23 protein-coding genes are annotated in these 25,783 nt (G+C 72.7%); 11 read left to right on the top strand and 12 right to left on the bottom strand.

Annotated elements, in window-relative coordinates:
• Positions 1–156 precede the first annotated feature (156 nt).
• Positions 157–597 carry a cupin domain-containing protein gene (locus MRBLMI1_RS11380; protein ID WP_367732839.1) on the top strand — a complete coding sequence of 147 codons (441 nt, stop codon included), beginning with the start codon at positions 157–159 and terminating at the stop codon, positions 595–597.
• A 364-nt stretch (positions 598–961) separates the two neighbouring features.
• Here MRBLMI1_RS11380 and MRBLMI1_RS11375 read toward each other — a convergent pair whose 3' ends face one another.
• Entirely contained in the window at positions 962–2,272 is a 1,311-nt protein-coding gene (locus MRBLMI1_RS11375; RefSeq protein ID WP_367732836.1) for an MFS transporter, read from the bottom strand.
• Positions 2,273–2,341: 69 nt separating this feature from the next.
• On the opposite strand from MRBLMI1_RS11375, the gene MRBLMI1_RS11370 reads away from it, so the two are divergent.
• The gene (locus MRBLMI1_RS11370) at positions 2,342–2,923 is read left to right on the top strand and encodes a TetR/AcrR family transcriptional regulator (protein ID WP_367732833.1); all 582 of its coding nucleotides are present in this window, start codon (positions 2,342–2,344) and stop codon (positions 2,921–2,923) included.
• Between the two features lie 82 nt (positions 2,924–3,005).
• Here the strand turns inward: MRBLMI1_RS11370 and MRBLMI1_RS11365 are convergent, their stop codons facing one another.
• Positions 3,006–3,971, bottom strand: a complete 966-nt coding sequence (locus MRBLMI1_RS11365; protein WP_367732826.1) for a LacI family DNA-binding transcriptional regulator — start codon at positions 3,969–3,971, stop codon at positions 3,006–3,008.
• 50 nt (positions 3,972–4,021) lie between these two features.
• On the opposite strand from MRBLMI1_RS11365, the gene galT reads away from it, so the two are divergent.
• Positions 4,022–5,197: a galactose-1-phosphate uridylyltransferase gene (gene galT / locus MRBLMI1_RS11360; RefSeq protein WP_367732823.1), complete on the top strand. Its 1,176-nt coding sequence runs from the start codon at positions 4,022–4,024 to the stop codon at positions 5,195–5,197.
• A complete protein-coding gene (galK, locus tag MRBLMI1_RS11355) occupies positions 5,194–6,357 on the top strand; it encodes a galactokinase (RefSeq protein WP_367732820.1) in 1,164 nt (387 codons plus the stop codon). Before galT ends, galK begins: the two co-directional genes overlap by 4 nt.
• Positions 6,358–6,445: 88 nt before the next feature.
• On the opposite strand, the gene MRBLMI1_RS11350 is transcribed toward galK, so the two are convergent.
• Both MRBLMI1_RS11350 and MRBLMI1_RS11345 read right to left on the bottom strand, forming a co-directional pair.
• Positions 6,446–6,874 (bottom strand): Sec-independent protein translocase TatB, encoded by a 429-nt coding sequence (locus MRBLMI1_RS11350; RefSeq protein ID WP_367732817.1) that lies wholly within the window; start codon positions 6,872–6,874, stop codon positions 6,446–6,448.
• On the bottom strand, positions 6,874–7,716 hold the full coding sequence (locus tag MRBLMI1_RS11345) for a hypothetical protein (protein WP_367732814.1): 843 nt from the start codon (positions 7,714–7,716) through the stop codon (positions 6,874–6,876). The genes MRBLMI1_RS11350 and MRBLMI1_RS11345 overlap by 1 nt, the downstream gene beginning before the upstream one ends.
• Positions 7,717–7,887: 171 nt before the next feature.
• Here MRBLMI1_RS11345 and tatA point away from each other — a divergent pair, with 171 nt between their 5' ends.
• Genes tatA through MRBLMI1_RS11330 form a run of 3 tightly spaced genes read left to right on the top strand, consistent with a single transcriptional unit; the run spans position 7,888 to position 10,045 of the window.
• Positions 7,888–8,187, top strand: a complete 300-nt coding sequence (gene tatA / locus MRBLMI1_RS11340; protein WP_367732812.1) for a twin-arginine translocase TatA/TatE family subunit — start codon at positions 7,888–7,890, stop codon at positions 8,185–8,187.
• Positions 8,184–8,978 carry a twin-arginine translocase subunit TatC gene (tatC, locus tag MRBLMI1_RS11335; RefSeq protein ID WP_367732805.1) on the top strand — a complete coding sequence of 265 codons (795 nt, stop codon included), beginning with the start codon at positions 8,184–8,186 and terminating at the stop codon, positions 8,976–8,978. Before tatA ends, tatC begins: the two co-directional genes overlap by 4 nt.
• The gene (locus tag MRBLMI1_RS11330) at positions 8,975–10,045 is read left to right on the top strand and encodes a glycosyltransferase (RefSeq protein WP_367732802.1); all 1,071 of its coding nucleotides are present in this window, start codon (positions 8,975–8,977) and stop codon (positions 10,043–10,045) included. The genes tatC and MRBLMI1_RS11330 overlap by 4 nt, the downstream gene beginning before the upstream one ends.
• Positions 10,046–10,129: 84 nt before the next feature.
• Here the strand turns inward: MRBLMI1_RS11330 and MRBLMI1_RS11325 are convergent, their stop codons facing one another.
• The 3 genes from MRBLMI1_RS11325 to MRBLMI1_RS11315 are packed head-to-tail and all read right to left on the bottom strand — an operon-like array spanning position 10,130 to position 13,690.
• Positions 10,130–10,951, bottom strand: coding sequence for a hypothetical protein (locus MRBLMI1_RS11325; protein WP_367732799.1), 822 nt, complete (start codon positions 10,949–10,951; stop codon positions 10,130–10,132).
• A 2-nt stretch (positions 10,952–10,953) separates the two neighbouring features.
• Positions 10,954–12,213 (bottom strand): glycosyltransferase family 4 protein, encoded by a 1,260-nt coding sequence (locus MRBLMI1_RS11320; RefSeq protein WP_367732796.1) that lies wholly within the window; start codon positions 12,211–12,213, stop codon positions 10,954–10,956.
• 34 nt (positions 12,214–12,247) lie between these two features.
• Complete coding sequence (locus tag MRBLMI1_RS11315; protein WP_367732793.1) at positions 12,248–13,690, bottom strand: oligosaccharide flippase family protein; 1,443 nt, start codon at positions 13,688–13,690, stop codon at positions 12,248–12,250.
• 32 nt (positions 13,691–13,722) lie between these two features.
• Here MRBLMI1_RS11315 and MRBLMI1_RS11310 point away from each other — a divergent pair, with 32 nt between their 5' ends.
• Complete coding sequence (locus MRBLMI1_RS11310) at positions 13,723–15,057, top strand: O-antigen ligase family protein (RefSeq protein WP_367732791.1); 1,335 nt, start codon at positions 13,723–13,725, stop codon at positions 15,055–15,057.
• A gap of 107 nt (positions 15,058–15,164) precedes the next feature.
• Here the strand turns inward: MRBLMI1_RS11310 and MRBLMI1_RS11305 are convergent, their stop codons facing one another.
• From MRBLMI1_RS11305 to MRBLMI1_RS11295, 3 genes are read right to left on the bottom strand one after another with little or no spacing between them, the layout of a single operon-like run.
• A complete protein-coding gene (locus MRBLMI1_RS11305; protein ID WP_367732788.1) occupies positions 15,165–16,343 on the bottom strand; it encodes a nucleotidyltransferase family protein in 1,179 nt (392 codons plus the stop codon).
• The gene (locus MRBLMI1_RS11300) at positions 16,330–17,250 is read right to left on the bottom strand and encodes an NTP transferase domain-containing protein (protein ID WP_367732784.1); all 921 of its coding nucleotides are present in this window, start codon (positions 17,248–17,250) and stop codon (positions 16,330–16,332) included. Before MRBLMI1_RS11300 ends, MRBLMI1_RS11305 begins: the two co-directional genes overlap by 14 nt.
• Positions 17,247–18,452, bottom strand: coding sequence for a glycosyltransferase family 4 protein (locus tag MRBLMI1_RS11295; RefSeq protein ID WP_367732774.1), 1,206 nt, complete (start codon positions 18,450–18,452; stop codon positions 17,247–17,249). Before MRBLMI1_RS11295 ends, MRBLMI1_RS11300 begins: the two co-directional genes overlap by 4 nt.
• Before the next feature lie 338 nt (positions 18,453–18,790).
• On the opposite strand from MRBLMI1_RS11295, the gene MRBLMI1_RS11290 reads away from it, so the two are divergent.
• The 3 genes from MRBLMI1_RS11290 (at position 18,791) to MRBLMI1_RS11280 (ending at position 23,517) form a co-directional block, all read left to right on the top strand.
• The gene (locus tag MRBLMI1_RS11290) at positions 18,791–20,629 is read left to right on the top strand and encodes a DUF4012 domain-containing protein (RefSeq protein ID WP_367732772.1); all 1,839 of its coding nucleotides are present in this window, start codon (positions 18,791–18,793) and stop codon (positions 20,627–20,629) included.
• Between the two features lie 160 nt (positions 20,630–20,789).
• Positions 20,790–22,232, top strand: coding sequence for a sugar transferase (locus MRBLMI1_RS11285; RefSeq protein ID WP_367732770.1), 1,443 nt, complete (start codon positions 20,790–20,792; stop codon positions 22,230–22,232).
• Positions 22,233–22,404: 172 nt separating this feature from the next.
• Positions 22,405–23,517 carry a glycosyltransferase family 4 protein gene (locus tag MRBLMI1_RS11280; protein ID WP_367732767.1) on the top strand — a complete coding sequence of 371 codons (1,113 nt, stop codon included), beginning with the start codon at positions 22,405–22,407 and terminating at the stop codon, positions 23,515–23,517.
• Between the two features lie 14 nt (positions 23,518–23,531).
• Here MRBLMI1_RS11280 and MRBLMI1_RS11275 read toward each other — a convergent pair whose 3' ends face one another.
• Together MRBLMI1_RS11275 and MRBLMI1_RS11270 are read right to left on the bottom strand one after the other, a co-directional pair.
• Positions 23,532–24,554: a glycosyltransferase gene (locus MRBLMI1_RS11275; protein WP_367732764.1), complete on the bottom strand. Its 1,023-nt coding sequence runs from the start codon at positions 24,552–24,554 to the stop codon at positions 23,532–23,534.
• A complete protein-coding gene (locus MRBLMI1_RS11270) occupies positions 24,554–25,750 on the bottom strand; it encodes a glycosyltransferase family 4 protein (RefSeq protein ID WP_367732761.1) in 1,197 nt (398 codons plus the stop codon). The genes MRBLMI1_RS11275 and MRBLMI1_RS11270 overlap by 1 nt, the downstream gene beginning before the upstream one ends.
• Positions 25,751–25,783: the final 33 nt, after the last annotated feature.

Here is a 25,783-nt window from a genome sequence, read left to right as displayed (position 1 = left end):
CCTGTCCTCGTCGCTCCCCCTGCGCAGGCGCGTTCGAGAGGAGCAGGATGGAGGCATGACGATGGCTGCGGGGATCCGGTCGATCCCTCCCTCCGTGTGGGGGCGGGAGAGCGACGAGTGGCAGCCGTCGACTCCGACGACCGAAAGCGGGAACCGATGAGCGACTACGAGATTACCGAGATCGGCGGACTGGGCGACTGGCGCGACCATTTCGGGGGTTTCGCCCCGGCACGCTCCCGCGATGGGCGGCGCGTCGTCGATCAGGAGCTGACCATGCAGTTCATCGGGATGACGGCGAACGCCCTCCTGCCCGGCGAAGAGGCCGGCTATTGGCACACGCACACCCGGGTCGAGGAACTGTACGTCTTTCTGGAGGGGCGCGGACAGATGGGTCTCGACGACGACGTGGTCGACGTCGGTCCCGGCAGCGTCGTGCGGGTCGGACAGAACGTCTGGCGCACCTGGCGCGCGACCCCGGGCGGCGACAGCGAGCTGCGGTGGCTCTGCATTCGCGCGGGCGGCGAGGCGCTCTCGCCCGTGCCCGACGACGCCTCCCGCGACCCCGAGCGGCCGATGCCCTGGAGCGACGAGGCCTGACGGCGGCTTCGCCGCGGGCTCGCGATCTCGCGTGGTGGCGCGTGACGCGGTTGCGGTCGCCGTAGCCGGCGGCGAGCGCGCCGCACCGGCCGAGGCGAAGACGTCAGGCCGTCATCGCGACCTGGATGCGCCGGTCGAGGTCATCGAGCTCGGCCAGCAGTTCCGATGCGACCCAGACACGATCGCGTTTGCGTCCCGTGATCTCCCTGAGGAATCCGGCCCTGGTGAGGTGATCGATGGCCGAGTAGGCAGCGGGCCTCGGCGGGTGTCACACCGTGATTATCTGAGACGTTAATAAACTTTGCAATGACCAAACTAAAATAACAAGAGTCTTACTTCAGGTCGCACCGTGCGCAGAATCGGATCACGGCTGCAGAGTCGGACGCACTTCAGCATCTCGTCCGACTCCGCGGCCGTCATCCGATTCCGCCGACGCTCCGAGCCGCGACGGACTCGCGAAGCGCGCCCGCCCGATGACCACGGCCGCGGCGAGCATGAGCACCGCCCCCAGCACGTACGGCGACGCGTGGGCGATGTGGGCGTAGAGCAGCCCCGCCAGCAGCGGGGCGACGGCGCCGACCGCGGCGTTGACCGACTGCGCGGCCCCGGCAATCCACCCCTGCTCGTCGTCTCCGACGGCGGTGGACAGCAGCCCGTCCATCGTCGCGGTGGCCGCCCCCTGACCCGCGGCGAGCGTCAACGCCCCGACGGCGAAGAGCCACGGCTCCGCCAGAACGGAGGCGACCGCCGCCAGGGCGACGAGACCGACGGCCTGCGTGACGATGCCGCCGACCACCACCCCGCGCTCCCCGATCCGGGGCAGCAGAAGACCGAGCAGCGCGCCCTGGATGACGATGTCGATCACGCCGACGCACGCGGTGAGCAGGCCGATGGCCGTCGGGGTGGCGCCGATGGCATCCAGTCCCAGGACGCTGAAGTTGTTGACGAAGAAGCCGAAGGGCAGGCCGACGAGCACGAGTCCGAGCATGAGCGCGCGCAGCTCGGGGCGGCGCAGCACGCCGCGGAAGACGGCGAAGGGGTGCACCTGCCGGAGGTCCAGGGACGCGATGCGCTTCTCCGGCGCAAGGCTCTCGGGGAGGAGGGAGATGCTCAGGACCGCCACCGTCGCCGCCAGAGCCGCCGTCACGAAGACCGGCAGGTCGAGGTCGATCGCGGCGAGCGTCCCGCCGAGGGCGGGACCGACCATCGTGCCGATGCCCGCGGTCGCGCCCAGGACGCCGAACCGTCGCGCACGCTTCTCGGGCGGGGTGATGTCGGCGAGGTAGGCGAAGAGCGCGGGCAGGTCTCCGGCCGTCACGCCCTGCACGACACGACCGAGGAGCAGCACCCAGAGGGCGCCGCCGAGCCCGAAGAGGACGAACCCGACGGCCGCGCCGAAGCCCGCCACGATGATGACCGGCCGACGGCCGAAGCGGTCCGAGAGACGTCCGAGGAAGGGGGCCATCAGGAAGGCGCACAGGGCGTTCACCGTCTCGAGAATGCCGACCCACACGGCCAGGTCGGCGGGGTTCGAGACGTAGCGGAGGACGACGAAGGGCAGCACTGGGAGGACGACGGTCATGCCCGCCGTCGTGAGCGTCGTGATGACGACGAGCATGATCCACGCGCGGCGTCCGTTCCCTGCTGCGAGAGGAGGAATGGTTTGCGAAGTCATGCCGTAACTGTAGTCATACCAGTTTCGGTGTCAAGACAGTTTCGACATCGCGCCAGTAAGATGGTCGACATGAGCGAGACGATCGGGCGTCGGGAGCGCAAGAAGGCCGCGACGCGGAAGGCGATCTCGGACGCGGCGACGGCGCTCTTCCTCGAGCGCGGGTTCGACGAGGTGAGCATCCGGGAGGTCGCGGATGCCGCCGACGTCTCCCCCACCACCGTGTTCGCCCACTTCCCGCAGAAGGAGGCGCTGGTCTTCGACGAGGACGACGCCCAGCGCGACCTGCTCGTCGACGCGGTGCGCGATCGCGCACCCGGGACCACGGTGTCGCAGGCGCTGCGCGACCTCTACCGTCGCGAGCTCATCGGCCTCGCCTTCGACCCGGACGGCGAGCACCGGCGCCTCTTCATGCAGCTCATCGACTCGACCCCCGCCCTGCGGGAGTACGCCGGCCGCATGTGGCTCCGCCACGAGGACGCCCTCGCCGATGCCATCGCGGAGACGACCGGCCACGCGGAACCCGACGCCGAGATCCGGGTCTACGCGCGGATGGTCCTGCAGCTGCAGATCCTGGCGTTCGAGCACGACGACGCTGCGGCCACGATCGAGGCCGGGTTCCGCATCCTCGACCGCGGCTGGCACGAGGGCTGAGCCCCTCGCAGGATCACAGATCCCGCCGCGGAGAGTGCGAAGAAGGGATGCCGCCGCGAGAGACGCGTGTGCCGGCGGGTGGTCAGCGGCTCCCGCTGCTCGCGCGCACGACGAGCGACGTCGGCACCGACTCGGCGACGGGCGCACCCCCCTCGATCGCCGCGACGAGGGCGGCGACGGCACAGCCACCCAGCTCGTCGAAGTCCTGGCGCACCGTCGTGAGCGGCGGTCGGTACTGAGCGGCATCCACGATGTCGTCGAAGCCGACGACGGCGACATCCTCGGGAACGCGTCGACCCGCGTCGGTGAGGGCCCGCAGGACGCCGAGCGCCATCTGGTCGTTCGCGACGAAGAGCGCCGTGGCCCGGTCGAGGTCGTCGACGGCGGCGTACCCGGATGCCGACGTCCAATCGCCGCGCACGGGATCGGGCATCGCCGCCCCGGCGTCCGCCAGCGCCGCCCGCCATCCGCGCTCGCGCTCGGCCGCGGCGAAGGACCCCACCGGTCCGGCGAGGTGGTGCACGGTGTCGTGACCGAGGGACAGCAGATGCGCGACGGCCGCCCGCGCTCCGCCGGCATGGTCCGTCTGCACGATGGAGTACCGCGCGTCGGCCGGCGAGTCGACGACCACGAGGTGGAGGTCGGCGGGCGGGTCGACGTCGCGGGCGAGCTCGGTCGCCTCGTTGAGCACGACGGCCCCGTCCACTCCCTGCGAGCGTAGGCGGGCGAAGGCGTCGCGGATGCCTCTCTCCCCGACGGTCACCACGGCAAGGGCGTAGTCGCGGGCCGCGGCCGCTTCGGAGATCGCCTGCAGCATGCGCGAGTTGCCGACGGAGGCGAGCGTCGAGACGACGAGGCCGATCGTGGAGGTCTGGCCGGTGCGCAGCGCACGAGCGGCGCGGTGCATGCGGTAGCCGAGGTCGCCCATGGCCTTCTCCACGCGGAGGCGCGTACCCGGGTCGACGCGGGGGCTGCCGTTCGCCACGCGTGAGACGGTCTGCGCCGAGACACCCGCCCTCCGGGCCACATCGGCCATCGACACCGGCATCCCACCACCTCCATGTTGACGATAGCACGCGCGGGATGTAGCGTGTTATCGTGAACACGGAGACCTCCCCCGCCGTGACCCTCGGCAACGGTGTCGTCAAGCGCTCGACCCGCCTCGCCGACGGCCGCGAGCTGCTCTACTTCGACGACCCGGGCACCGCGCTCGGCGCCGAGCGCGCCGTCGACGCCCGCACCCTCGACCCGCGCCCGGCGACCGCGACCATGCGGCAGGACGTGCTGACCGGCGACTGGATCACCGTGGCATCCAATCGTCAGAACCGCGCCTTCCTCCCGCCGGCGCACCTCGATCCGCTGTCGCCGCAGACGCCGACGAACCCGTCCGAGATCCCCTCGCTCTACGACGTCGCCGTCTTCGAGAACAAATCGCCGTCGTTCGGACCGGCCCTGGATGCCGCCACCGCCGACGCACCCGCGGCCGACGACCCGCCGCGCAGCGCGGACGACCTCGAGCACCTCGGCCTCGGCCGCACCCGCACCTCGGTCGGACGCTGCGAGGTCGTGTGCTTCAGCCCGGCGCACGAGGGGTCGTTCGGCTCCCTCACCCGGACCCGCGCCCGCACCGTCATCGAGGCCTGGGCCGATCGCACCGCGGCGCTCTCGGCCCTCCCCGGCATCCGGCAGGTCTTCCCGTTCGAGAACCGCGGCCAGGAGATCGGCGTCACACTGCCCCACCCCCACGGCCAGATCTACGCCTACCCGTACGTCACCCCTCGCACCCACCGCCTGCTCGACACGCTCTCGCGCACGTCCGACGACCTGTTCGCGCGCATCCTCGAGGTCGAGAGCGCCGGGGAGCGCGTCGTGCTGCGCGGCGAGCACTGGACGGCCTTCGTCCCCTTCGCCGCCCGGTGGCCGATCGAGGTCCACGTCCTCCCCCACCGCCACGTTGCGGACCTGGCGGAGACGACGGATGCCGAACGCGACGAGCTCGCGCCCTTCTACCTGCGGCTGCTCCGCGGCATCGACGCGCTGTACGAGACCCCGACCCCGTACATCGCCGCGTGGCATCAGGCCCCGGTGGACCGCGCCCGCGAAACCGTCCGCCTCAGCCTGCAGATCACGTCGCCCCGTCGCGCCGCCGACAAGCTGAAGTACCTCGCCGGATCCGAGGCCGCCATGGGCGCCTGGATCGGCGACGTCACCCCCGAGTCGCAGGCCGAGCGCCTGCGCGCCGCCCTCGACACCGTTCCGGAGGTGACGGCATGACCGCCGTCGACGACGCCCGCGCCCTGCTCGCCAGCCTGACCGATGCCCCGCCGGCCGGGGTGTGGTCCGCCCCCGGACGGGCCAACCTCATCGGAGAGCACACCGACTACAACGAGGGCTTCGTGCTCCCCTTCGCCATCGCGCAGCGGACCGCCGCCGCGATGTCCCTGCGCGACGACGACCTGATCCGCGTCCGGTCGACCTTCTCGTCGACCGGCGTCGACGTGTCGCTCGCCGACCTCGACGCGCGGATCGCCGCGGGCGGGCTGGACTGGGCGGGCTATCCGCTCGGCGTGGCGTGGGCGCTGCGCGCCGAGGCTCCGGATGCCACCCCTCGCGGCCTCGACATCGCCGTGGCCTCGGAGGTCCCCGTGGGCGCCGGGCTGTCGTCCTCCGCGGCGATCGAGGGCGCCGTCGCGTCGGCGCTGAACGACCTGTGGGACGCCGGACTCGACAAGGTGTCCCTCGCCCGCGTCGGCCGCATCGCCGAGAACGACGCGGTCGGGGCACCGACGGGGATCATGGACCAGATGGCATCCATGCTCGGCGTCGCCGACGCGGCCACATTCCTCGACTGCCGCACGCTCGCGACCCGGCCCGTCGCCCTCGGCTTCGCCGAGGCGGGGCTGCAGATCCTGGTGATCGACACGCTCGTCGAGCACGCGCATTCCTCGGGCGGGTACCGCGAGCGCCGGGCGTCGTGCGAGAAGGGGGCCGCCGCCTTCGACGTCGCCGCGCTGCGCGACCTCGGCGTCGACGACCTGCCCCGTGCGGCGGAGATCCTCGACGACGTGACGTTCCGGCGCGTCCGGCACATCGTCACCGAGAATCAGCGCGTGCTCGACACCGTCGCCGCCCTCGACGCGGACGGGCCCCGGGCGATCGGAGACCTCCTCACGGCGTCGCACGTGTCGATGCGCGACGACTTCGAGATCTCGGTGCCCGAGCTCGACCTCGCCGTCGAGACGGCACTGTCGTCCGGCGCGCTCGGCGCCCGGATGACCGGCGGCGGGTTCGGCGGCGCCGCCATCGCGCTTCTCGACAGCGAACTCGTCCCGGTGGCCACCGAGGCCGTCCTCACCGCGTTCGCGGCAGCCGGGTTCCGCCGTCCGAACATCTTCACGGTCACGCCGTCGGAGGGCGCGCGCCGCGACGTCTGAGGTCGCCCCGCCGGTCCGTTCCCGGGGTCGGGGGCGTCGCCTCCGCCGGCGCGGACCAGGCCGTTGGGGGCGGTTTTCACCTCGGCCCTCACCCGCTCACGCGTGGCGGTTCACCCCTTTCGGCCTGTTCCCCCGTCGACGCGTCGGCGACCGGCGGCTGCGCCGTCCGCGCGCGGGCCGGCGGACGCTCCCCGAGCGGGTCCAAGCGGACCCCGATCGTCGGTGCGGCCGAAGCTTCGGCCGGCTGCGCGGCGACGGGCGGTGCCGGCTCGCCGCCCTCGAGTGCGTCCCGGATGATGCGCCGAGGGTCCATCCGGCGCGGGTCGTACGACCGCCAGTCGGGCGCGAACTGGTCGAGCTCCCCCACCACCTGCGCCTTGCCGGCGCGATAGGCCTCCCGCGCGCGGCCGAGGAACTGCACCGCCGAGCGGCTCCAGCCCATGAGCCGCTCGGGACCCGCCACGAGTCCCACGAGCATCGCGACCAGCAGCAGCTTGTCCCATCCCATGTCGAACATCAGCGACGCCTCCCGTTCGCGGTGATCGTGCGACGGTATTCGCGCCGCGTCACCGGCGGCGGAGCCCCGGTGGCGCCGTCCCCCGGCTCGGCGCGGCTCGCCACGACCAGGGACGGTCCCGTTCCCCGGGCGTCGACGCCCGCGGCTCCGCTCCCCGCCAGAGCTCGCCGGAGCCCGCTCACGACGGCGCCCGTCCCTCCGGAGACGCCGCCCGGACCGCCGTCCGCGAGCCGGCCCGGCAACGCGTTCCCGGACGCCAGGATCGAGGACACCGCCTGCACGCTCTGGCGCTCGAACGCCTGCCAGACCGAGGGCGGACGCGAGACCGGGTCGACGATGCCGTCGTCGCCCTCGGCAACATGTCGGTCCTTCGTCCGCAGCGACGCGGCGGCCGCGACGAGGGAGTGCCAGTCCGTCGGCGAGAGTCCGGCTCCGCGGACGGCCTCGAGGAGGCGCCCGAACTCCCGCACCGTGAACACCGTCGAGACGAGGTCGGGACGCATCCGCAGGACCGCGCGGCGGTGACGCCGCTCCGCGCAGAGGATGACTGTCTGCCCCTCGAGGGCCGGTTCGACGAGACGCTCCGCCCGATGCGCGGAGAGGTCGAGGCCGTAGACGCGTGCGACGTCGAGCAGTTGCGCCTCGGCCGAGGTTCCGAACCGCGCGGAGACGCCCGCGCTCGTGACGACGACCGGGCCCGCGGGCGTCGGGTGCAGGCGCGTGCGCAACAAGGCCGCGACGAACGGCGAACGGATGACGTTCGCCGTGCACACGACGAGGATGCGCGTGGTGGGTCCGCTGCGGATCGGCATGTACTCCCCCTTCGCCGTGGACTGCGGCATCGCGACAGTCAAGCCGCCGGCGTACACGAGGCCGGCGAGCGGTCACGTTCCGAGAGCGGGTGAATTTCCGGGGTCGGCCGGGCGATGTTCCCAGTGGATACGGGCGAAACCGGGAGCGAGTCCTCGACCATGGACCCTTCGCACCCCACCGACCGGAGGTTTCCCGTGGGCATGTTCGGCAACGCATTCTCGGGATGGCATCTCATCCTCATCCTCGTTCTCGTCCTCCTCCTCTTCGGCGCGGCCAAGCTGCCGGCGCTGGCCAAGAGCGTCGGAGAGTCCGTGCGCATCATCAAGAAGGAGTCGCGCACCGCCAAGCAGGAGCAGGCGGAGGATGCCGCGGCCACGACCGCCGCCCCCGCGGCCGTCACCCCGGCACCCGCTGCCGCCCCGGCGACCGCTGCCCCGGCGCCGACCGCTCCCGCGGAGAGCGGCCACCGTCCCGAGTCGGGCAGCTCATCGCCGGCGTGACCCTCGCGCCGCGGCGTCGCTTCCTGGGCTCGGCCGGCCGGCCGAGCGACGGAGCGATGTCGCTCCGCGAGCACCTGCGCGAGTTCCGCACCCGCGCGATGATCTCCGCGATCGCCGTGCTGGTGACGGGGATCGTGGGCTTCCTCCTCTCGGACGTGATCATCCAGGCGGCGGCCGCGCCGCTGTCGGAACTCGACCTCGGCGACCACGCCGCCCTGAACTTCACGCGGGTCGGCGAGGCTTTCGACCTGCGGTTCAAGATCGCGCTCACGGCCGGGATCGTGCTGGCGACCCCGGTCTGGCTCTACCAGCTGTGGGCGTTCCTCGTCCCCGGCCTGACTCCGCGCGAACGCCGGGCCGGTGTCCTCTTCGTGGGCACCGCCGTGCCGCTGTTCGTCTCGGGGGCGGCGTTCGGGTGGTGGATCATGCCGCACATCGTCGTCATGCTCGCCGGCTTCGCGCCCGAGGGATCGACCACCCTGCTCAGCGCGACCCAGTACTACGACTTCCTGCTCAAGCTCGTCGTCGCCGTCGGGATCTCGTTCGTCTCACCGCTGGCGATCATCGCCCTCAACGCCGTCGGAGTGCTGTCCGCGCGGAGCATCGTCCGCGGGTGGCGCGCGGCGCTCGTCGTCATCATCATCTTCTCGGCCGCGGTGACGCCCGCCTCCGATCTCCTGAGCATGGGACTCGTCGCGCTCCCGCTGTGCCTGCTCTACGCCGCGTCGGCCGTCTGGACCACCCTGCACGACCGCCGCCTGGCGCGCCGCACGGCAGCTGCATCGGCATGACGTCCCCCCGGCCGCGTCGCGTCCTCCACGTCGTGGACCGCATCACGGGCGGCGTCCCCGTCGCGGTGCGCACGTACATCGCGCATTCGCCGCCGGACGTCGAGCACGTCGTAACGTCCCCCTTCGTCGACGGGGCGCCCGCGGCCGTCTGGCGCGCCGACGACGGTGCCGCCGCCACGTTCCTCGACTGGGACGTCCGCACGCCCGCGCACGCCGCGGCGGCGCTGTACCGTCTGCTGCGGCGCACCGACGCCGACGTCGTCCACGCCCACTCCAGCTTCCCCGGCGCGTACGCCCGTCTCGTCCGCTCGCGCAGCGGACCGCGGCTGGTCTACACCCCGCACTGCTTCGGGTTCGCCCGCACGGACATCTCGCGCCCCGCCCGCCTCGCCTATCGACGCGTCGAGCGCCTCCTCGCCGGCCGGACCGACGTCCTCGCCGCCTGCGGCCCCGGCGAGGCGGCCACCGCACGGGCGCTCGGCAGCCGCGTCGGAACCGTCACGGTGATCCCGAACGTCGCCTCCCTCGTCCCGCTCCCCTCGCCGGGCGACCGCCGCCCCGGGCCGCTGCGCGTGGGCATGATGGGCCGCTGGTCCCCGCAGAAGGATCCCGCGTACTTCGCCGCGACCGTGGATCGCCTGCGCCAGGAGATCGGGACGGTGGATGCCACCTGGATCGGCGGCCCGCCCGACGACACCGCCGCGGGGATCGAGATCACGGGCTGGCTCGACGGCCCGGACGTCGGCTCCGCCCTCGCCTCTCTGGACGTGTACCTGCACACGGCGGCGTGGGAGGGCTTCCCGATCGCGTTGCTGGACGCCCACGCCGCCGGTCTCCCGATCCTGGCGCGGCGGATCGCCGCGCTCCCCTGCCTGCCGGCGCCGCTGACGATCGAGGACGGGCTGATCGACCTGGTCCGCGCCGTCCGGACGGACGACGTCGACGCCTGGCGCGCGCGCACGGTCGCCGCGTGGGACCACTACCTGGACGGCAACACCGTCGACGCGCAGCGCGCGGCCCTCGGGAGGGTCTGGGCGCCGACCGTCGATCTCTGGCCCCGCCGCTGACGTCGGCGGCATCCGGAACACGACCCGGGCGAGCGGGAGCGGACAGCCGGGCACCCATCGTCGGATGGGCACCCGGCGTCCGTGTCACTCGTATCCGAGCTCGCGCGCGATGGCGACCGGATCGGTCGCCTGACCGTACGGGTGCCGGGCCGGCACGTTACTGCGCACCCGGGCGCCCAGGCGCATCTTCCACAGCTTCCACGGCACCCGCTCCAGCGGGGCGATGAGCGTCGTCAGGGGCAGACGCGCGCGCCACTTGCGCCGCATGTACCGGTGGGCGAGGGCGTACCCGCCGCCCAGCGACGTGATCGGCTTCGCGTGGTGGACGATGCGCATCGGCAGCGCGTACGACGTCGCCCCCGCGCGCTTGGCGTTCTGGACGATGTCCACGCCGTAGAGGTGGAAGTGCGGCAGGGCGGTGTCCACGAACGGCAGCGCGCGGCGGGACAGCACGAGGAGGCACTCGTCGAGGCACTCGATCGGCGCGGGTCCGGCGATCGGACGGCCCACCACCATCCCGCGGTCGGTGCTCCATACCTCGCCCTTGTCCTCCAGCGCCGCGTCGCGTCCGATGGCGCCGACGACCGCCCAGGCGGGATCGGTCTCCTCGAGCTCGGCGAGCTGCCGGGCGAGGATGTCGAAGAACCCCGTCGGCAGGTAGACGTCCTGGTGCGCGTAGACGACGAAGGGCACGTCCATGTCGGTGAGGGCGTCGGCGATGACGGTGGGCGCGGAACGGGCGTCCAGGACCGTCCGGAGGCGCACCGTGCCGTCGGCGATGTCGGGGGATGCCGCCAGGCAGCGCCGCAGCGTCTCCGGCTCGTTCACGGGGGAGACCACACCGAAGCTCTCGGGGGAATACGGGTTCACCTGTCGTCCTGTCGTCGCCGGGTCGGGGATGCTCACTCTCACACCGCCTCCGTCGACGGTTCCGCGACGGGGCACCCCGGGGCGGGCGGGTGAACCTCCTCCGCGAACAGGCGGGTCAGCGCGTCGCGGAACGCCTCGTCCGAGAACTCGCGCCGCGCCCAGTCCCGCGCGCGGTCGGCCACGGCCGTCGCGTCGTCGGGCGAGAGCGCCGCGTCGATGAGCCCTCGGGCGAAGGCCTCCGGCGTCTCCGCCTGCCGCCAGACGAGGGCCGGGTCGTCCGTGATGCCCTCGAGTCCGACGGCCGTCGAGACGACGGGGCACCCCTGGAGCATGGCGACGACCGTCTTGAACTTCACGCCGGCCCCCTGTCGCATCGGGATCGCGACCGCATCCGCGGCGAGATACTCCTCGTCGAGGCTGTCGAGGTAGCCGGTGACCGTGACGGTCTCGTCCCGCGCGGCGAGGCCGCGCACCTCCTCGGTCGGGTCGCCGCCCGCCAGGACGAGCCGGGCGTGGGGCAGACGGGCGACGACGCAGGGCCACACCTCCCGCGCGAGCCAGAGGGCCGCGTCGGCGTTGTCGCTGCGACGGAACCACCCGACCATGAGGACGCGGAACGTGGATGCCGCCCCCGCCCGCGGGGGCCGCTCCTCGATCCCGGCGGCGAGCGGAGGGCGGACCACCGTCACCACGTCGCTCCCCCGCCGGCGGAGAACGCGGGCCTGAGCGGCATCCTTCTCGCTGAAGACCACCACGGCGTCGGCGCCGGCGACGGCCCGCCGTTCGACGGCACGCACCGCGAGGTGCTTCAGGAGGCGCTGCGCGCGGAGGCCGAGGGATGCCGCGGTGTCCGCGAGCTGTCGGCGCGTCTGCTGCGTCATGACGTCGTGCAGCACGACGATGCGACGCGCGGTGCGGAATCCCCGGCGGGAGAGACACCGGGCGAGGGTCGCGGCCTGCGTCCACTGGTACTCCACGGCATCCGCGAGGGCGACCTGACCGCGGACCGCCGGGTCGCCCAGGATCGCCCGCCGCTCCCGAACCGTCACCACGGCGGGAACGATCCGCAGGAGCAGGCGCTCGGCGCGGGTCAGCGCGGAGAGGTCCCCGTCGCCGTACAGCAGCACGCCGTCGGGGGCGAGGGCCGCGGCGCGCTCGTTGTCGGCGGTGCGGGGCGCGACGATCGTCACGCGATGGCCGAGGGACCGCAGGGCGGTGACGTGGCGCAGGTAGTACTCGCCGCCGGCGTGGGTGATGCCGGGGTGGGGCACAGAACGGGTGACGCTGACGATGTGCATGGGGTCTCTTCGAGGCGGGGAAGGGGCGGGCGGGTCACCGTCGGAGGACGAACTCGCGAAGCGTCCGGAGATCGCCCCGGCCGCAGACTGCGCTCATCATGAGGGCGGCGGCCGCCCAGGCGCCGACGCCGATCACCAGTCGGGTGAGGTCGTCGGCGGCCCCCGCCCAGACCGATGCCGCCCCCCACCCGGCCAGGCCCGCCGTGCCGAAGATGACCACGGGACGGATGCCGGGAGCCGCGAGCGCCCACCCGTCCAACCCCGCCCGCGGGAGGAACACGGTGGTGGCGACGAGCCAGATGAGGACGTGTCCCACCGCCAGCGCCGCCGCCACCCAGAGCGGGCCGAGAGGCACGAGGGCGACGGCGAGCACGATCATCGCGATGCGGCCCGCGGCCTCGGAGATCAGCAGCATCCCGGACCTGTCGCGCGAGACGAAGCCCCAGTAGCCGACGTACCCGAGGGTCTGGAAGAGCGCGCCGATCGCGAGGACCGGCACGTACGGGGCGGCATCCCTCCAGGCGCTTCCGAGCACCGTGACGATCGCCGGCTCGGCTGTCGCGACGAAGACGCTGAGGTAGGCGAGCACGGGGTAGCAGAGCACGGTCTGGAAACGACGGAGACGGGACAGCAGGTCGTCGGCGTCCACGGCGTCGACGAGCCGGGGGACGACGATGCGGGTGAGGGGGGTCGCCAGCTGGTCGATCGGAAGATTCACCAGCTGATTCGCCCGACCGAAGAATCCGACTACTCCGTTGCCGAACTGCTGGCCGATCACGATCGTGCCGACGTTCGCCGAGGCGTAGTTCAGCACGTGCGTGGCGAAGGTGTTCCCGCCGAACGAGAGCAGCCCCCGCATCTCGGCGTCGCGGCGCGGCCGGCCCGGCCGCCATCCGCTCAGCACACCGGCCACGACGAGGGTGAGCAGCGCCGCGACGGTGCCCTGCAGCGCGAGGCCGACGTACCCCGCCCCGGCGAGCGCGAGGGCGGCCGCGACGACCAGGCCGAGCGCGTCACCCGCGAACTCCGACACCGCCAGGCGTTCGAGCCGGTGCGACCGGTTGAGCTCGACGCGGAACTGCACGCTCGCCGCCCGCAGCGCGAAGGCCGGCGCGAGCAGCGCCATCACGACGACGAGGCGCTCGTCGCCGTAGAGGGCTGCCAGGGGCGCGGCGAGCGCGACGACGAGCCCGGCGGCCACCAGGCCGACGACGGTGTTGATCCAGAAGAGGTTGTCGCGCTGCGCCGGGGAGAGCGTCGGCGCGCGGAGGGCGGCGAGACTCAGACCGAAGTCGCCGAGCACCGCGGCGAGTCCGGCGAGTGCGGCGCCGAGGGCGACGAGCCCGAACTCGTCGGGCGCGACGAGGCGCGCCAGCAGGACGATCCCGCCGACCTGCAGCGCATAGCGCCCCCACTGGGCGACGAGCAGGGCGATCGCGCCCCGTCGCCTCGAGCGCGACTCCACGGCGGCGGTCATGCGGTCTCCCCAGGATTTGTACTGTGTCGGGCGTGCACACAGTAATGACGGCCGCGCCGGTCGCCTCCCCCGCCCCCGCAGCGCCGCGGGGGTTGAATCCGGGCCCCGTTCCTCGCCGGCTGCTCGTGGCGCTGCTGTGGCTGTACTCGACCGCCGGGCCGATCGCCGAGGCCCTCACCACCAACCGCGCGTTCTATACGGAGGGCGAGGCGGTGGTCGCAGCGCCGCCGGTCGCCCTGACGTACTCGCTGGTCGGCATCGGCGTACCGCTCCTGGCCCTCGCCATCGCCGGCGTCGCTCTGCTGTTCACCCGCGTCAGCCTCCTCGCGGTGACCGTGGTGACGCTGCCGTCGGCGGTCCTCCTGGTGTCGCAGTTCCTCTTCGAGAGGGGTCTGGTCGTCTCGATCCTCGTTCCCGCGGTGGTCGGGCTCCTCGTCGTGGCCACCGGCATCCGCCTGTCCGACCTCGTCGTGCTGGGGTATCTCGGCGGCCTCGTCGCCGTGGTGTCGCTGGTGGGGACGGTCGTCGCTCCGCAGAACGTGTTCATGTCGGCCGGCCTCGCGCAGGTGGAGAAGTCGATCACGGGAGCGCCGCTGCTGGCGGGCATCTTCTCCCACTCGAACATCCTCGGAATGTTCCTGGCGATGTCGCTGCCTTTCGCCTTCCTGGTGAAACGGTGGGTGATTCAGTTCGCGATCGTCGGTGCGATCGGGGCGGCCCTCGTGCTGACCTCGTCGCGGACGGCGCTGTCGGGGGCCGTGGTCGTCCTCGCTGTCGTGGTGGTCGGCTGGCTCCTCCCCCGCGCGCCGTGGCGGGTCCTGTGCACGGCTGGTTTCGCGGTCGCCGTGGTCGCGCTGTTCCGCATCCCCTTCGGCGAGACGGACCCGTCGGCGTACACGTACCGCGGCGGCATCTGGATGTTCAACATCGAGAGGTGGCACGAGAACGAGCTCTTCGGCCTCGGGGCGACCTGGTACACCGACCACTACGCCGAGCTGCGCCGCTACCTCTCGAGCGCCGCGAGTCACGCGCACAACGAGGCTCTGACGCTGCTCGTCCAGGGCGGCGTGGTGCTCGTCGCCGCGGTGGCGGTCGTGGTCACGCTCGCGTTCGTGGGAGCGGCCCGCCAGACCCGCCGCTCGCGCGGCATCGCGGCGATGTCGTTCGTCCTCGGCTTCCTCGTCATCAGCTTCACCGAGACGACGTTCCCGATCCTGAAGTACGGGCCGACCTCCGCCGTCTCCCTCGTGCCGCTGCTCGTCCTCGCCGTCGACGCCTGTCGGCGAGCGGCATCCCCGTCTCCGCTCGCACCGCCGGCCCTCGACGGCGACCCGGCGGCGGCGCGCTGGCGGTCCTGGGCCCGTTGAGGCCCGTCGCGCACGGCGGACGACGCGCACGGCTCGACCTCTGCGCGCCGTGCCACCTCTGAGAAGAAGCGCGGGATGCCACGGGCCGCAGCCGCGCGACCCGTGCGCTACCGGTGCAGGGAGGTCCGCAGCCATCCGCGTGCGCCGCGCACGATACGACGCAGCCGCGCCCGCACCGATCCGCCCGCGCGGTCGCCCGCGCGACGCGCGGACTCCGCGGCGACGTCGGCGTTCGGCCACAGCAGCCGGAACATCAGCCGGAGCCGCAGCCACAGCCGCTGCTCGCGCAGGGCCACCCAGTACGCGCGGACACGGTCCGGCTGGCCCCGCCAGACCCAGTCGCGCGGGGTGCCCTGGTCGTATCCCCGCAGCTCGGACGGGGACACGACCTCCAGCAGCTCGGTCCGCAGAGCGACGACCGCGCCCAGGTCCTTGGCGCACGCCAGCGTCCCCGGCCGGGACAGGAGCCGGACGGCGTTCTCGGACGCCGCGGCGTCCCGTCCGAGGCGGCCGATCTCCGGCCGGACGCCGTGCAGCGCCGACACGACGGCGTGCATCGGCGGAGTCGGGACGCGCACGCGCACCCCCGCGAAGGAGACCTCCGAGGAGTGGCGCCAGAGCGCGGCGAAGGCGCGCTCGTCGTCGTGGACTGCGCCCGGCATGCGCCGGTGGACGTCGATCTCACACCCCCAGAGGAGGGGCGTCATCGTGGCCGAATGGTTCACGCTCGTGCCGCGCCACGGGTCCGCCTCGCGCCGCCACCCTCGCGTGGCGAGGGCCTCGGCCAGGTCGTCCCAGCGGTCCGGCTCGCACCACACGTCGACGTCGCCCGAATGCTCACGCTCCCGCAGCCCCTGCAGGTGCAGGGTGGGCCCCTTGATGAAGACGCAGCGGATCCCCCGCTCGCGGGCGACGTTGGCCACCACACCGTAGACGAGCTCGTGCAGCGGCGACGACAGCGTCGGCACGCAGAGGTCCGTCACGACGGTCGGCGGCCGCCCGCCGAGATGGGTCAGCCCCACGACGCGCATCTCCTCCAGGAGCGAGACGTCCGCGGCATCCAGGGCGCTCGGCTCCCACGGGCCGCTCCCGATCAGTCGTCGCCACAGCTCCGCGCCGTGGCCGATGAGCGACACGGGTTCGACGGCTCCGACCGGGACGACGACGATCTCGGCGCCGCCGTCGAACGCGTCGGATCCGCGCACGTCGAGGGAGCCGTCGGCGACGGCCCACCAGGCGACGCGACCGTCAGCGGGTCCGGGGAGGGCGGCGTCAGATGTCGGCATAGCGGGGCAGCGCCGGCTCGCGGCGGGAGGAGACGGAACGGATCGCGGCGACGATGCCGCGCAGATGCTCGCCGGTCCGCGCGGAGGCGAACGGGACCAGCGGCACGCGGAGGAGGAGGGCCGCGACGACCACGCGCGACGCTCGGCGTTCCGCGACCCCGACGGCGCAGAGATACCGGAACGCGGAGAACGCGATGGCGGGCAGGACGGTCCGGATGTGCTGCCCCGTGCTCGCGGACTTCTCGTGGCGGATCCCGACGTCCACGCAGACCGGCTCCCGACCGCCCAGGGCCCGGTGCCGGCGGACGAAGAACGCGTCCTCGTAGCAGAACACGAACCGCCGATCGAGGCCACCGACGCGTCGCCAGGACGCGCGCGAGATCGCGACCGCGCTGAAGGAGCGATAGGTGGATGCCACCCCCTCGCGGCCCCGTCGGGCGGAGCGACGCTCGCGCCCCGCCTGGTCCGCCCGTCCGAAACGGTGCCGCAGCGCGTCGAGCAGCGACACGGAGGCGAAGACGCCGCCGACGGTCGGCAGCGCCCGCGCCGGCTCGTCGTCGAGGTGCACGATCGCCGCGTCGGCCTCGTCGTGGTCGGCCAGGACCCGGCGGATCGCGGCCGGTGCCGTGGGAGCCAGGTCGAGGTCGTCGTTCATGAGGATCAGCCAGTCCCACGCGGGCGCGCCTTCGAGCGCGGCGACGATCGAGCGGGAGAAGCCGGGGTTGGCCCCGGTGTCGACGACCGTGGCGGACAACCGCGGGGCGCAGGCCGCGGCAGACGCGGAGTTGGCGACGACGCGAACGTCGAACCCCTCCGCCGTGAGCGCGGCCAGCCAGGTGCGAGCCCGCTCGAGGCGGGACGCGCTGATCGACGGCACGAGCACCGTGACGCGGACGGAGTCGCTCACGAGGTCGCCGGCATCCGGTCGTAGAGCTCCGCGTGCGCGTCCACGACGGCCGACCATCCGAGCGCCGGGTGCACGAAGTCGCGCGCCCGTGCGCGGATGGCGGGGAGCTCGTCCGAGGTCAGGAGCTCCAGGATGCCTCTGGCCATCTCACCCGCCCCCGCCCCGCGGGCGATGAGGCGGGGCGACAGCCCCCTCACGACCTCGGGATTCGCGCCCACCGGGGTCACGAAGGCCGGCGTCCCGCAGGCGAGGGCCTCGACGGTCGACAGTCCGAAGCCCTCCAGTGCGGCGGTCGGGGTGACCGCGAGGTCGGCTCGTCGGTACCAGTCCCGCAGCTCGACCTCCGACACGCGGCCGAGGAGCCGCACGCGGTCGCGCAGTCCCCAGCGGTCGATGTCCCGTTCGAGCTCTGTGCGGAGCGGTCCGGCGCCGGCCACGACGAGACGGGCCCGTGGCTCGCGCGCGAGCACGTGCGGCATCGCCCGGACCAGACGGTCGACACCCGTCCGCTCGACCAGACGCCGGGCCGTGAAGAGGACCACTTCGTTGGACGACCCGCCCCGGACGGCTTCGTCGGGGGAGAACCAGTCCGTGTCGAGACCGCCGGGGATGCGGACGACGCGGTCGGCGGCCAGCGGGCTCAGCTCCGCGACCTCGGACCGGACGAAGTCGCTCAAGGCGATGAGGGTGTGGGCGCGATGGATGACGCGCCGCTCCGCGGCCCGAAGACCCGCCACGGCCGCCTTCTGCACGGGAGCGGGGAGGAAGTACGACCCGCGGCGCTCGGACAGCACCTCCTTGTAGACCGGCGCATGACACGTGTACACGTACGGCCCGCGCCGGGTCGTGAGACCGAGCATCGGGACGGGGAAATGCCCGTGCACGATGGCCCTCCGGGCACCGGCGTCGGCGAGCGCGGCGCGCATCGCGCGGTCGACTCCCCGCGTCACGGCGAGGGGGTAGCGCACGCCGAAGAGGGGGTCGGACTTGGACGGCGGCACGTAGCGACGTATGCGGACGCCGTCTTCCCCGTCCTCGACCAGGGGCTGCGCGGCATCCGTTCGCTTCGCGACAACGGTGACGGTCGTGCCGATCCGGACGAGTGCCGCCGACAGCTCGCGGACGTATCGCTCGAGCCCGCCGAGCTTGTCCGGGGCGACGGCGTTGGTCACCATGACGACGTGGGGGGACGTACTGCTCACGCGGGGTTCCTCACTCCGGTGCAGGGATGACGCTCGCGCGTCGGCGGATCCCTGGACTCACGAGAGGAATACCCGGGTGCGGCCGGCCTCCCCGCCCGGGCGCGGCTCTGATGCGGTCCCCGGCCCCGCGTTTCGCCGTGCACCTCACCCGGTGGAGCTTCCGCGTTCACCCGGCTCGCACGGACGCCGTTCCGCCCCGTTCTCACCACCCCAGGTGACCTGCTGACCGGCGGGCGGACCACGCTGCGGGTGAATCCGGGCAGGCGGTTGCCGCGCGGTGCCCCGCGCCGCCTCGCGGCGGCGGCGATCGCCCGGAGCGGCGCTCGTACGCTCCCCGGATGCCGGCTCCCGCCCCCTCCCCCTCCGAACCCGCGACCCGTCGCCACGCCGCCCCGACCTGGGCCGACCGACGACGTCGGCGGCGCCGCCGACGGCTGATCGTCGTCGGCTCGGCGACCGTGCTCCTCGTCGCCGCGGGGGCCGTGGGTGTCGCGGCCTGGACTCTCTGGGGAGAGGCGCGCACCGCGCGCGACCACCTGACCGCAGCGAGAGAGGCCGCGGGCGGGATCGCCGCCGCCGTCCGCGACCGCGACGCCGACGCCGTCCGCGCCCTGACCGCACAGGTGTCCGACCAGATCCGGGCAGCCGACGACATCGTCCAGGGCCCCCTGTGGGAGGCGGCCGCGAATCTCCCCGCGGTCGGGCCGAACATCGACGCCGTGCAGACCATGACGGGCGCCGCGACGGTGATCGACGACAAGGCCCTTCCGGCCGGCGTGACCCTCATGACCGACCTGTCCACCGGATCCCTGTCGGCCGACGGGGCGGGGATCGATCTGACGCCGCTGCGCCACGCGAAGGACGCCGTCCCTGTCATCTCCGCCGCCGTCGACGAGGCCGCTGCCATGATGACCGGGGTCGACTCCACGGCGGTGGTCCCCGAGATCGCGGACGCGGTGACCTCGTTCTCCACGCTCATCGGCGACCTGCGTCCGACGCTCGACGACCTCAGCGCGTCGCTCCCGACGCTGCTCGACATGGCGGGCGCGGACGGCCCGCGCTCCTACCTGGTCCTCTTCCAGAACAACGCCGAGGTCCGTGCCACGGGCGGCAACCCGGCCGCGATGACGCTGCTGCGGGTCGACGACGGCCGCCTGTCGCTCGACGAGCAGGCGGACTCGTCGACCTTCTATGCCGCCGGTCTCGTCGGACGCGACATCGCAGAGATCCCGGCGGAGACGCGGGCCCTCTACGAGCGCGACACGTGGCAGTTCCCGCAGAACTACACGCGGACCCCGGACTTCCCCCTGACCGCCCATCTGTTCGATGCGATGTGGACCGAGGTGACCGGCAGCCCCGTCGACGGGGTCGTCTCACTGGACCCCGTCGCCCTCTCGCACATCCTCGAGGTCACCGGCCCGGTCACGCTCGACGACGGCGAGGTCATCAGCTCGGACAACGTCGTCACGGTCCTCCTCCGCGACGCCTATGTGCGCTTCGGGGCGGACGGGCCCGCAGCTGACGCCTACTTCCAGCGGGTCGTGCGGAGCATCTTCGCAGTGCTGTCCAAGGGCCAGTGGGCACCGATCCCCATGATCGAGGCGCTCTCCCGCGGGGTCCAGGAGCAGCGCGTGATGGCCTGGATGCGCTCGGAACCGGAGGAGCAGACGATCGAGCGCGCCGGCCTGGCCGGGACGTTCGCCGCCGACGGTCGCGACCTGGGCGTCTTCGTCAACGATGCGTCCTACAGCAAGCTCGAGTACTACCTGGCCTCGTCCGTCACCGTCACCTGCGACGCGGCCGCGGGGACCGTCCAGACGAGCATCGCGCTCACCAACAGTGCGCCCCGCGACGGTCTTCCCCCGTACACCGAGGGGCACCGCAACAGGTCCATGGGGCTGCCCACGAGCACGATGCTGCTCGACGTCCTGTTCTTCTCGCCGCGCGGGCAGACCGTCCTCGCCACGGATCCCGCCCAGGGCGACGTGCCGTCCTGGGACCGCAGCGGCGTCGACGGGGGGCGGAACGGACGCAGCGTGACCGTCGCCGTCCCGGCCGGCGGAAGCACCACGGCCACCGCCACCTCGACGTACGACCCCGCCGCGGGGATCGGCTCGGTCCGGACGACGCCCGGCATTGCGAACACGCCCGTCTCGGTGTCCGAGACGTGCCGCTGAGCCGGTCTTCACCCGCCCCGGAGCCGATCGCCGCCGTCCGGGCGACCCGCGCCGGGCACGGCAGTCTTCCCGAGTCACCCGCCACCCTCCTGCCGTCTCCTCCCTCGAGCGCGGCCCCAGGACGACGCTTTGGAGCACGATGGACCACAGCCTGTCGACGATGACCCGCCCGACGACCATCCGGCCCGCACGGACGAGCACCCGTCCGTGGCAGAGCCGATACGCGCTGCTGCTGCTCGTGGCGGACGTGGTCGCGGTCTTCATCGCGGTGTACGGCATCCAGGGCCTGTGGGTCGGCCTGCACCAAACAGAGGTCGCCGGGTCGCCGTTGAGCTACGAGCTCTTCTCGGCCGTGCTGGGGCTCGCCTGGGTGGGGGCCCTGACGCTCTTCAACACCCGCGCGCCGCGCGTGGTGGGCTACGGCGCGATCGAATACCGCCTGGTCATCAGTGCGTCCCTGCACCTCTTCGGTCTGGTGGCCATCGCCAACTACCTGGCGGACACCGAGCTCTCGCGCGGCTACTTCCTTCTGACGCTGCCGCTGGGCACGGCCCTCGTGGTCGGCGGCCGGCTCCTCTGCCGATGGTGGCTGCGGGCGGAGCGTCGCCGGGGGCGGATGTCCGCCCGCGTCCTCCTCGTCGGCGACCGCGACGAGTGCGCCCGCGCGATCTCGGAGCTCGAGCGGCAGCCCGGCTCGGGTCTGCGCGTCGTCGGCACCCACGTCACCGATGTCGGCGACAGCGACGGCGAGTGGTCAGAGACCGACACCCGCCGTCTGCGCGACTCCCTGGCGACGGTCGACGCCGACACCGTCCTCGTGTCTGGAGGTGCCGCTCTCGGCGCGCACCAGATCCGCCGGATCGGCTGGAGCCTGGAGCCCGGCCGGCAGCATCTCGTCGTCGCGGTCGACCTCGTGGACGTGGCCGGGCCTCGCATGCACACGCGACCCGTCGCGGGTCTGCCGCTCGTCCACGTCGAGACACCGCGCTACTCGCATCGCCAGTTCCTCCTGAAGCGGGGAATGGACATCATCGGCGCAGGCGTGATCCTGCTGCTGCTCTCGCCCGTGCTCGCCACCGTCGCCGCGCTGGTGCGCCTCTCCGGCCCCGGGCCGATCCTCTACCGGCAGCGTCGCATCGGCCAGGGCGGCGTGCCGTTCGACATGGTCAAGTTCCGGTCGATGGTGGACGGCGCCGACGCCCGCCTCGGCGCGCTGCTGGAGGCGCAGGGCCGCGCCGACCAGCCGCTGTTCAAGGTCACCGACGATCCCCGGATCACACCTATCGGCCGCATCCTGCGCAAGTACTCCCTGGACGAGCTCCCACAGCTGTGGAACGTGCTCTGCGGGCAGATGAGCCTGGTCGGCCCGCGTCCGCAGCGGGAGGCCGAGGTGGCCTTCTACGACGATGCCGCGCGCCGTCGCCTGATCGTCCGGCCCGGCATGAGCGGGCTCTGGCAGGTGAGCGGTCGCTCCGCTCTGTCGTGGGACGACGCGATCCGCCTCGACCTCTTCTACGTCGAGAACTGGTCGCTGGTCGGCGACATCCAGATCCTCGCCCGCACCTTCAAGGCCGTCCTGTCCCCGGGCGACTCCGCCCACTGACCGTCGGCCACGGGGGGATCGCCAGTCCCTTCCGTATGTATGCATGCTGTTTCACCCGCGAAATCATCACACCGCTCGTCAGGCGCCGCCCGTGCGCTGAGGTCGAGCGACCCCTCCGAGAGCTCCGACGGACGCGCCACCCTGGGACTCCACTCATCACGGAGGAGACACCATGCCTCGTTCTCGCCCCACGTCCCCGAGCTCGTCGGCGCCTGATCTCGTCATCAACGGACGGTTCCTCACTCAGCCGCTCACCGGGGTGCAGAGGTTCGCCCTGGAGATCACCCGGCACCTCGCCCATCTGCGCCCGGTCGAAGTGCTCCGCCCACCCCTCCCGGGTGGCACCCTTCCGGTGGACCCCGCGACACTCACCGTGGTCGGTCGTCGGTCCGGGCAGGCCTGGGAACAGTTCGAGCTTCCCGCCGCGCTGCGGCGCCGCGGGCGCCCGCTGCTGTTGAACCTGGGGAGCACGGGACCTCTGGCGTACGGACGACACATCTCGACCCATCACGACATCACGTACGTGCGCCACCCGGAGAGCTTCTCGCGGCTGTTCCGAACGCAGTACCGCGCGATGATCCCTCCGCTTCTGCGAGGGGCGCAGCGTGTGCTCACCGTGAGCGAGTTCTCCCGCGGCGAACTGGCAGTGCACTTCCACCTCGACCCGACCCGGATCGAGGTCGTGAACAACGCGGTCGCACCGGTGTTCACGGAGGAGGGACCACTCCATCGGGAACGCGAGCCGTATCTGCTCGGGGTGTCGTCGCCCAACGCCCACAAGAACTTCCGGCGTCTCGTCGAGGCGTTCCGACGGGCGACGCGGCATCGCATCCGACGGCTCCTCATCGTCGGAAGCCAAGCCCCCGCCTTTCGTAGCGCGTCGCTCGGCAACGACGACGAGGTGGTCATGCTCGGACGGGTGGGCGACGACGAGCTCGGGCGGCTCTACCGTGGGGCGGCGGCCTTCGCCTTCCCGTCGCTGTACGAGGGGTTCGGTCTCCCGCCGCTCGAGGCGCAGGCGTGCGGGACGCCCGTGATCGCGGCACGCGCAGCCTCGATCCCCGAGGTCCTCGGCGACAGCGCCCTCTACTTCGACCCGTTGTCCGTCGCCTCGATCGCGGAGGCCATCGAAGCCGTCGACGCCTCTCCCGCCGTCGGTCGACGTCTGATCGAGGCGGGGCGGCAGAACGTGCGGCGCTTCTCGTGGGAGCGGTCTGCGGAGATCGTCTCGAACGTCGTCGACGACGTGCTCGCAGCCTCCGCTCGCGGGACGCGCGCGACATGAGGGCTGCGGCGACGTCAGAGCTCCCGGCGTCGGCCCAGCCGTCCGGTCACTCCGTCGCGGACGGCGTGCAGGATCACGCGCGCCTTGTCGCCCCTCCGGGTGAGGACGAGACATGCGCCGCACAGCACGACGAAGAGCCCAGCGTTCACGACGCGCGCGGTCGTCCACCGGGGGCCGGAGCGCAGCTCGCGGACGACGCGGTTGCGAAGGAAGTAGTAGAGCAGAGCGTCGTTGCGAGACCGGAACATGGCGAGGACCTCGAACCCGGGAGGCATCCATCTGTCCCCCCGGGGGTCGACGACGACCGCTTCCGGCACGAGCTCCAGGCGCCCGCCGGCCGCCGGGATGCGGGACGTGTACTCGAGATCGTCCCCGTAGAGGACGAACGACTCGTCGGGAGCACCGATGGCCTGGACGACGTCGGACCCGATCAGCAGCCCGCCGTATGGAGCGGACTGCAGTGACGACGAGCGGGCGGGCCTCGGCCGTCGCAGGCCCGTCCGCTCGAGCAGCCGCCGCACGAACACCCGGGTGTCGACGCCGGCGAAGGCGACGGCGTCGCGAACAGGTTCGCGCGCGCTGTCGTCGGCGATGGCGCGCGCGACGACGTCCGGCTCCGCGGTCGCCGATCGCGTGGGAGCGACGGCGCAAACGCTCCGCCCGGCATCGCGCAGCGCCTGCTCGCGGCGACGCAGAGCCGTCAGCGCGCCCGGGACGGGGAGGTTGTCGTCGTCCAGGAGCCATATCAGGTCCGCTCCGGCCCGTCGTGCTTCCGCCAGCGCGGCGGAGAACGCCGGCGCGGAGCCGTCGTTCCGAGGACGGCGACAGAGTGTGATGACGCCGGCGTGAGCGTCGCGGAGCGTCTCCAGCGCGGACGACGAGGACGGGGCCGAGCCGTTGTCGATGACGACCACGTGGTCCACCCCCTCCCCGAGCATGGCCTCGACCGTCGCGCGACACGAGGCGGAGCGGTCCGCGTAGGTCACCGTCGCCCCCACGACGCGGGCCCGTCGGACGGTGGGGCGAGAGGCATCCATCAGTCTTCTCCTGATCGTGTTCGGTAGAGCGCGGCAAGGTGCCGTTCGAAGCGTTCGGGCGAGAACTCGGCCGCGGCCTCGCCCTGGACGGCGCGTGCCCGCTGCCGGGCCGCGGCGGGGTCGTCGAGCGCACGGCAGACGGCGTGCGCCAGACCGGCGGCGTCATCGGCCACCGCGAAGGCACGGATGCGGTGGTCGTCGACGATGCCCTCGACGCCGACGGAGGTGGAGACGACGGGGATGCCGCGGACCATCGCCTCGACGGTCTTGAACTTGACGCCGGCACCCGACCGCAGGGGCACGAGCACGACGGCCGCCGACTCGTAGAACGGCTCGAGATCGCGCACCCGGCCCGTGACGTGGATCGTCTGGGCCTCGCGTTCGAGCATGGACGGCGGAGGATGCGCGCCCGCGAAGACGAAGCGGGCATCGGGATGCCGCCGATGCACCAGCGGTGCGATCTCGGTCATCGCCCAGACCGCGGCCTCGGCATTGACCGACCGGTCGAACGCACCGACGAAGAGGACGTCGCCCGCGGTCGACGGTGCCGTCCGTTCCCGCACGGTCACCGCAAGCGGAGGACGGACGACCTCGACGGCAGCCGCTCCCGCGGTCACCCGGTCCACGAGACGCGCGTCCTTGGAGCTGAAGACCAGCACGACCGACGCTGCGCGGTAGATGCGCGCCTCGTCGCGGCCGACGGATCGGACGCGCCACGCGGCGAGAACGCCGCGCGGGGACGCCCTCCGGCGGACCAGGGCTCGGTGCCTCTCGTAGGACTGCGTCAGCACGTCGTGCGCGACGACCACGGTGCGTGCGTCCGTCCATCGGCGCAGCCCGCGGCCGATCCAGGCCGTCTCGGTCCACTGGAACTCCACGACGTCGGCCTCACGAAGAAGCCGCACCAGCGAAGGGGCGGAGAGAGACCGGGGATGCCAGTCCACGGGGCGCGCGGGATGGAGGCGGCGGGCCCAGCGCGCGCGGATCCGACCCGCCCGCGTCGTGGGCGAGCGCGCGGGGAGCAGGACGACCGCGATGCCGTCAAGACGGGATCGCGCCTCCCTGTTCTCGGCGGTGTCGAGCGCCACGACGGTGACCTCAGCACCACCGCGGCGGAGGGCGCGCAGGTGTCGCAGGTAGTACTGCCCCCCGGCGTGCGCCACCTCCTCGCTCGGCACCACCGGGGACACGCTCACGACCCTCACACCTTCTCCTTTCCGTCGGCCGAC

Origin of the sequence: Microbacterium sp. LMI1-1-1.1, from assembly GCF_040815675.1 — a bacterium.
Taxonomy (GTDB): domain Bacteria; phylum Actinomycetota; class Actinomycetes; order Actinomycetales; family Microbacteriaceae; genus Microbacterium.
The sequence above is the reverse complement of the archived record's forward strand: the minus strand, read 5'-3'. Positions and strand labels throughout refer to the sequence as shown.

Excerpts from the sequence above, each read along its gene's own strand:
- MRBLMI1_RS11290 (WP_367732772.1), top strand. The coding sequence starts at position 18,791 with ATGCCGGCTCCCGCCCCCTCCCCCTCCGAACCCGCGACCCGTCGCCAC.
- MRBLMI1_RS11380 (WP_367732839.1), top strand. The coding sequence starts at position 157 with ATGAGCGACTACGAGATTACCGAGATCGGCGGACTGGGCGACTGGCGC.
- MRBLMI1_RS11285 (WP_367732770.1), top strand. The coding sequence starts at position 20,790 with ATGACCCGCCCGACGACCATCCGGCCCGCACGGACGAGCACCCGTCCG.
- galK (WP_367732820.1), top strand. The coding sequence starts at position 5,194 with ATGACCGCCGTCGACGACGCCCGCGCCCTGCTCGCCAGCCTGACCGAT.
- MRBLMI1_RS11280 (WP_367732767.1), top strand. The coding sequence starts at position 22,405 with ATGCCTCGTTCTCGCCCCACGTCCCCGAGCTCGTCGGCGCCTGATCTC.
- MRBLMI1_RS11275 (WP_367732764.1), bottom strand. The coding sequence starts at position 24,554 with ATGGATGCCTCTCGCCCCACCGTCCGACGGGCCCGCGTCGTGGGGGCG.
- MRBLMI1_RS11365 (WP_367732826.1), bottom strand. The coding sequence starts at position 3,971 with ATGCCGGTGTCGATGGCCGATGTGGCCCGGAGGGCGGGTGTCTCGGCG.
- tatA (WP_367732812.1), top strand. The coding sequence starts at position 7,888 with ATGTTCGGCAACGCATTCTCGGGATGGCATCTCATCCTCATCCTCGTT.
- MRBLMI1_RS11370 (WP_367732833.1), top strand. The coding sequence starts at position 2,342 with ATGAGCGAGACGATCGGGCGTCGGGAGCGCAAGAAGGCCGCGACGCGG.
- MRBLMI1_RS11330 (WP_367732802.1), top strand. The coding sequence starts at position 8,975 with ATGACGTCCCCCCGGCCGCGTCGCGTCCTCCACGTCGTGGACCGCATC.
- MRBLMI1_RS11320 (WP_367732796.1), bottom strand. The coding sequence starts at position 12,213 with ATGCACATCGTCAGCGTCACCCGTTCTGTGCCCCACCCCGGCATCACC.
- MRBLMI1_RS11375 (WP_367732836.1), bottom strand. The coding sequence starts at position 2,272 with ATGACTTCGCAAACCATTCCTCCTCTCGCAGCAGGGAACGGACGCCGC.
- MRBLMI1_RS11305 (WP_367732788.1), bottom strand. The coding sequence starts at position 16,343 with ATGCCGACATCTGACGCCGCCCTCCCCGGACCCGCTGACGGTCGCGTC.
- MRBLMI1_RS11345 (WP_367732814.1), bottom strand. The coding sequence starts at position 7,716 with ATGCCGCAGTCCACGGCGAAGGGGGAGTACATGCCGATCCGCAGCGGA.
- MRBLMI1_RS11350 (WP_367732817.1), bottom strand. The coding sequence starts at position 6,874 with ATGTTCGACATGGGATGGGACAAGCTGCTGCTGGTCGCGATGCTCGTG.
- MRBLMI1_RS11315 (WP_367732793.1), bottom strand. The coding sequence starts at position 13,690 with ATGACCGCCGCCGTGGAGTCGCGCTCGAGGCGACGGGGCGCGATCGCC.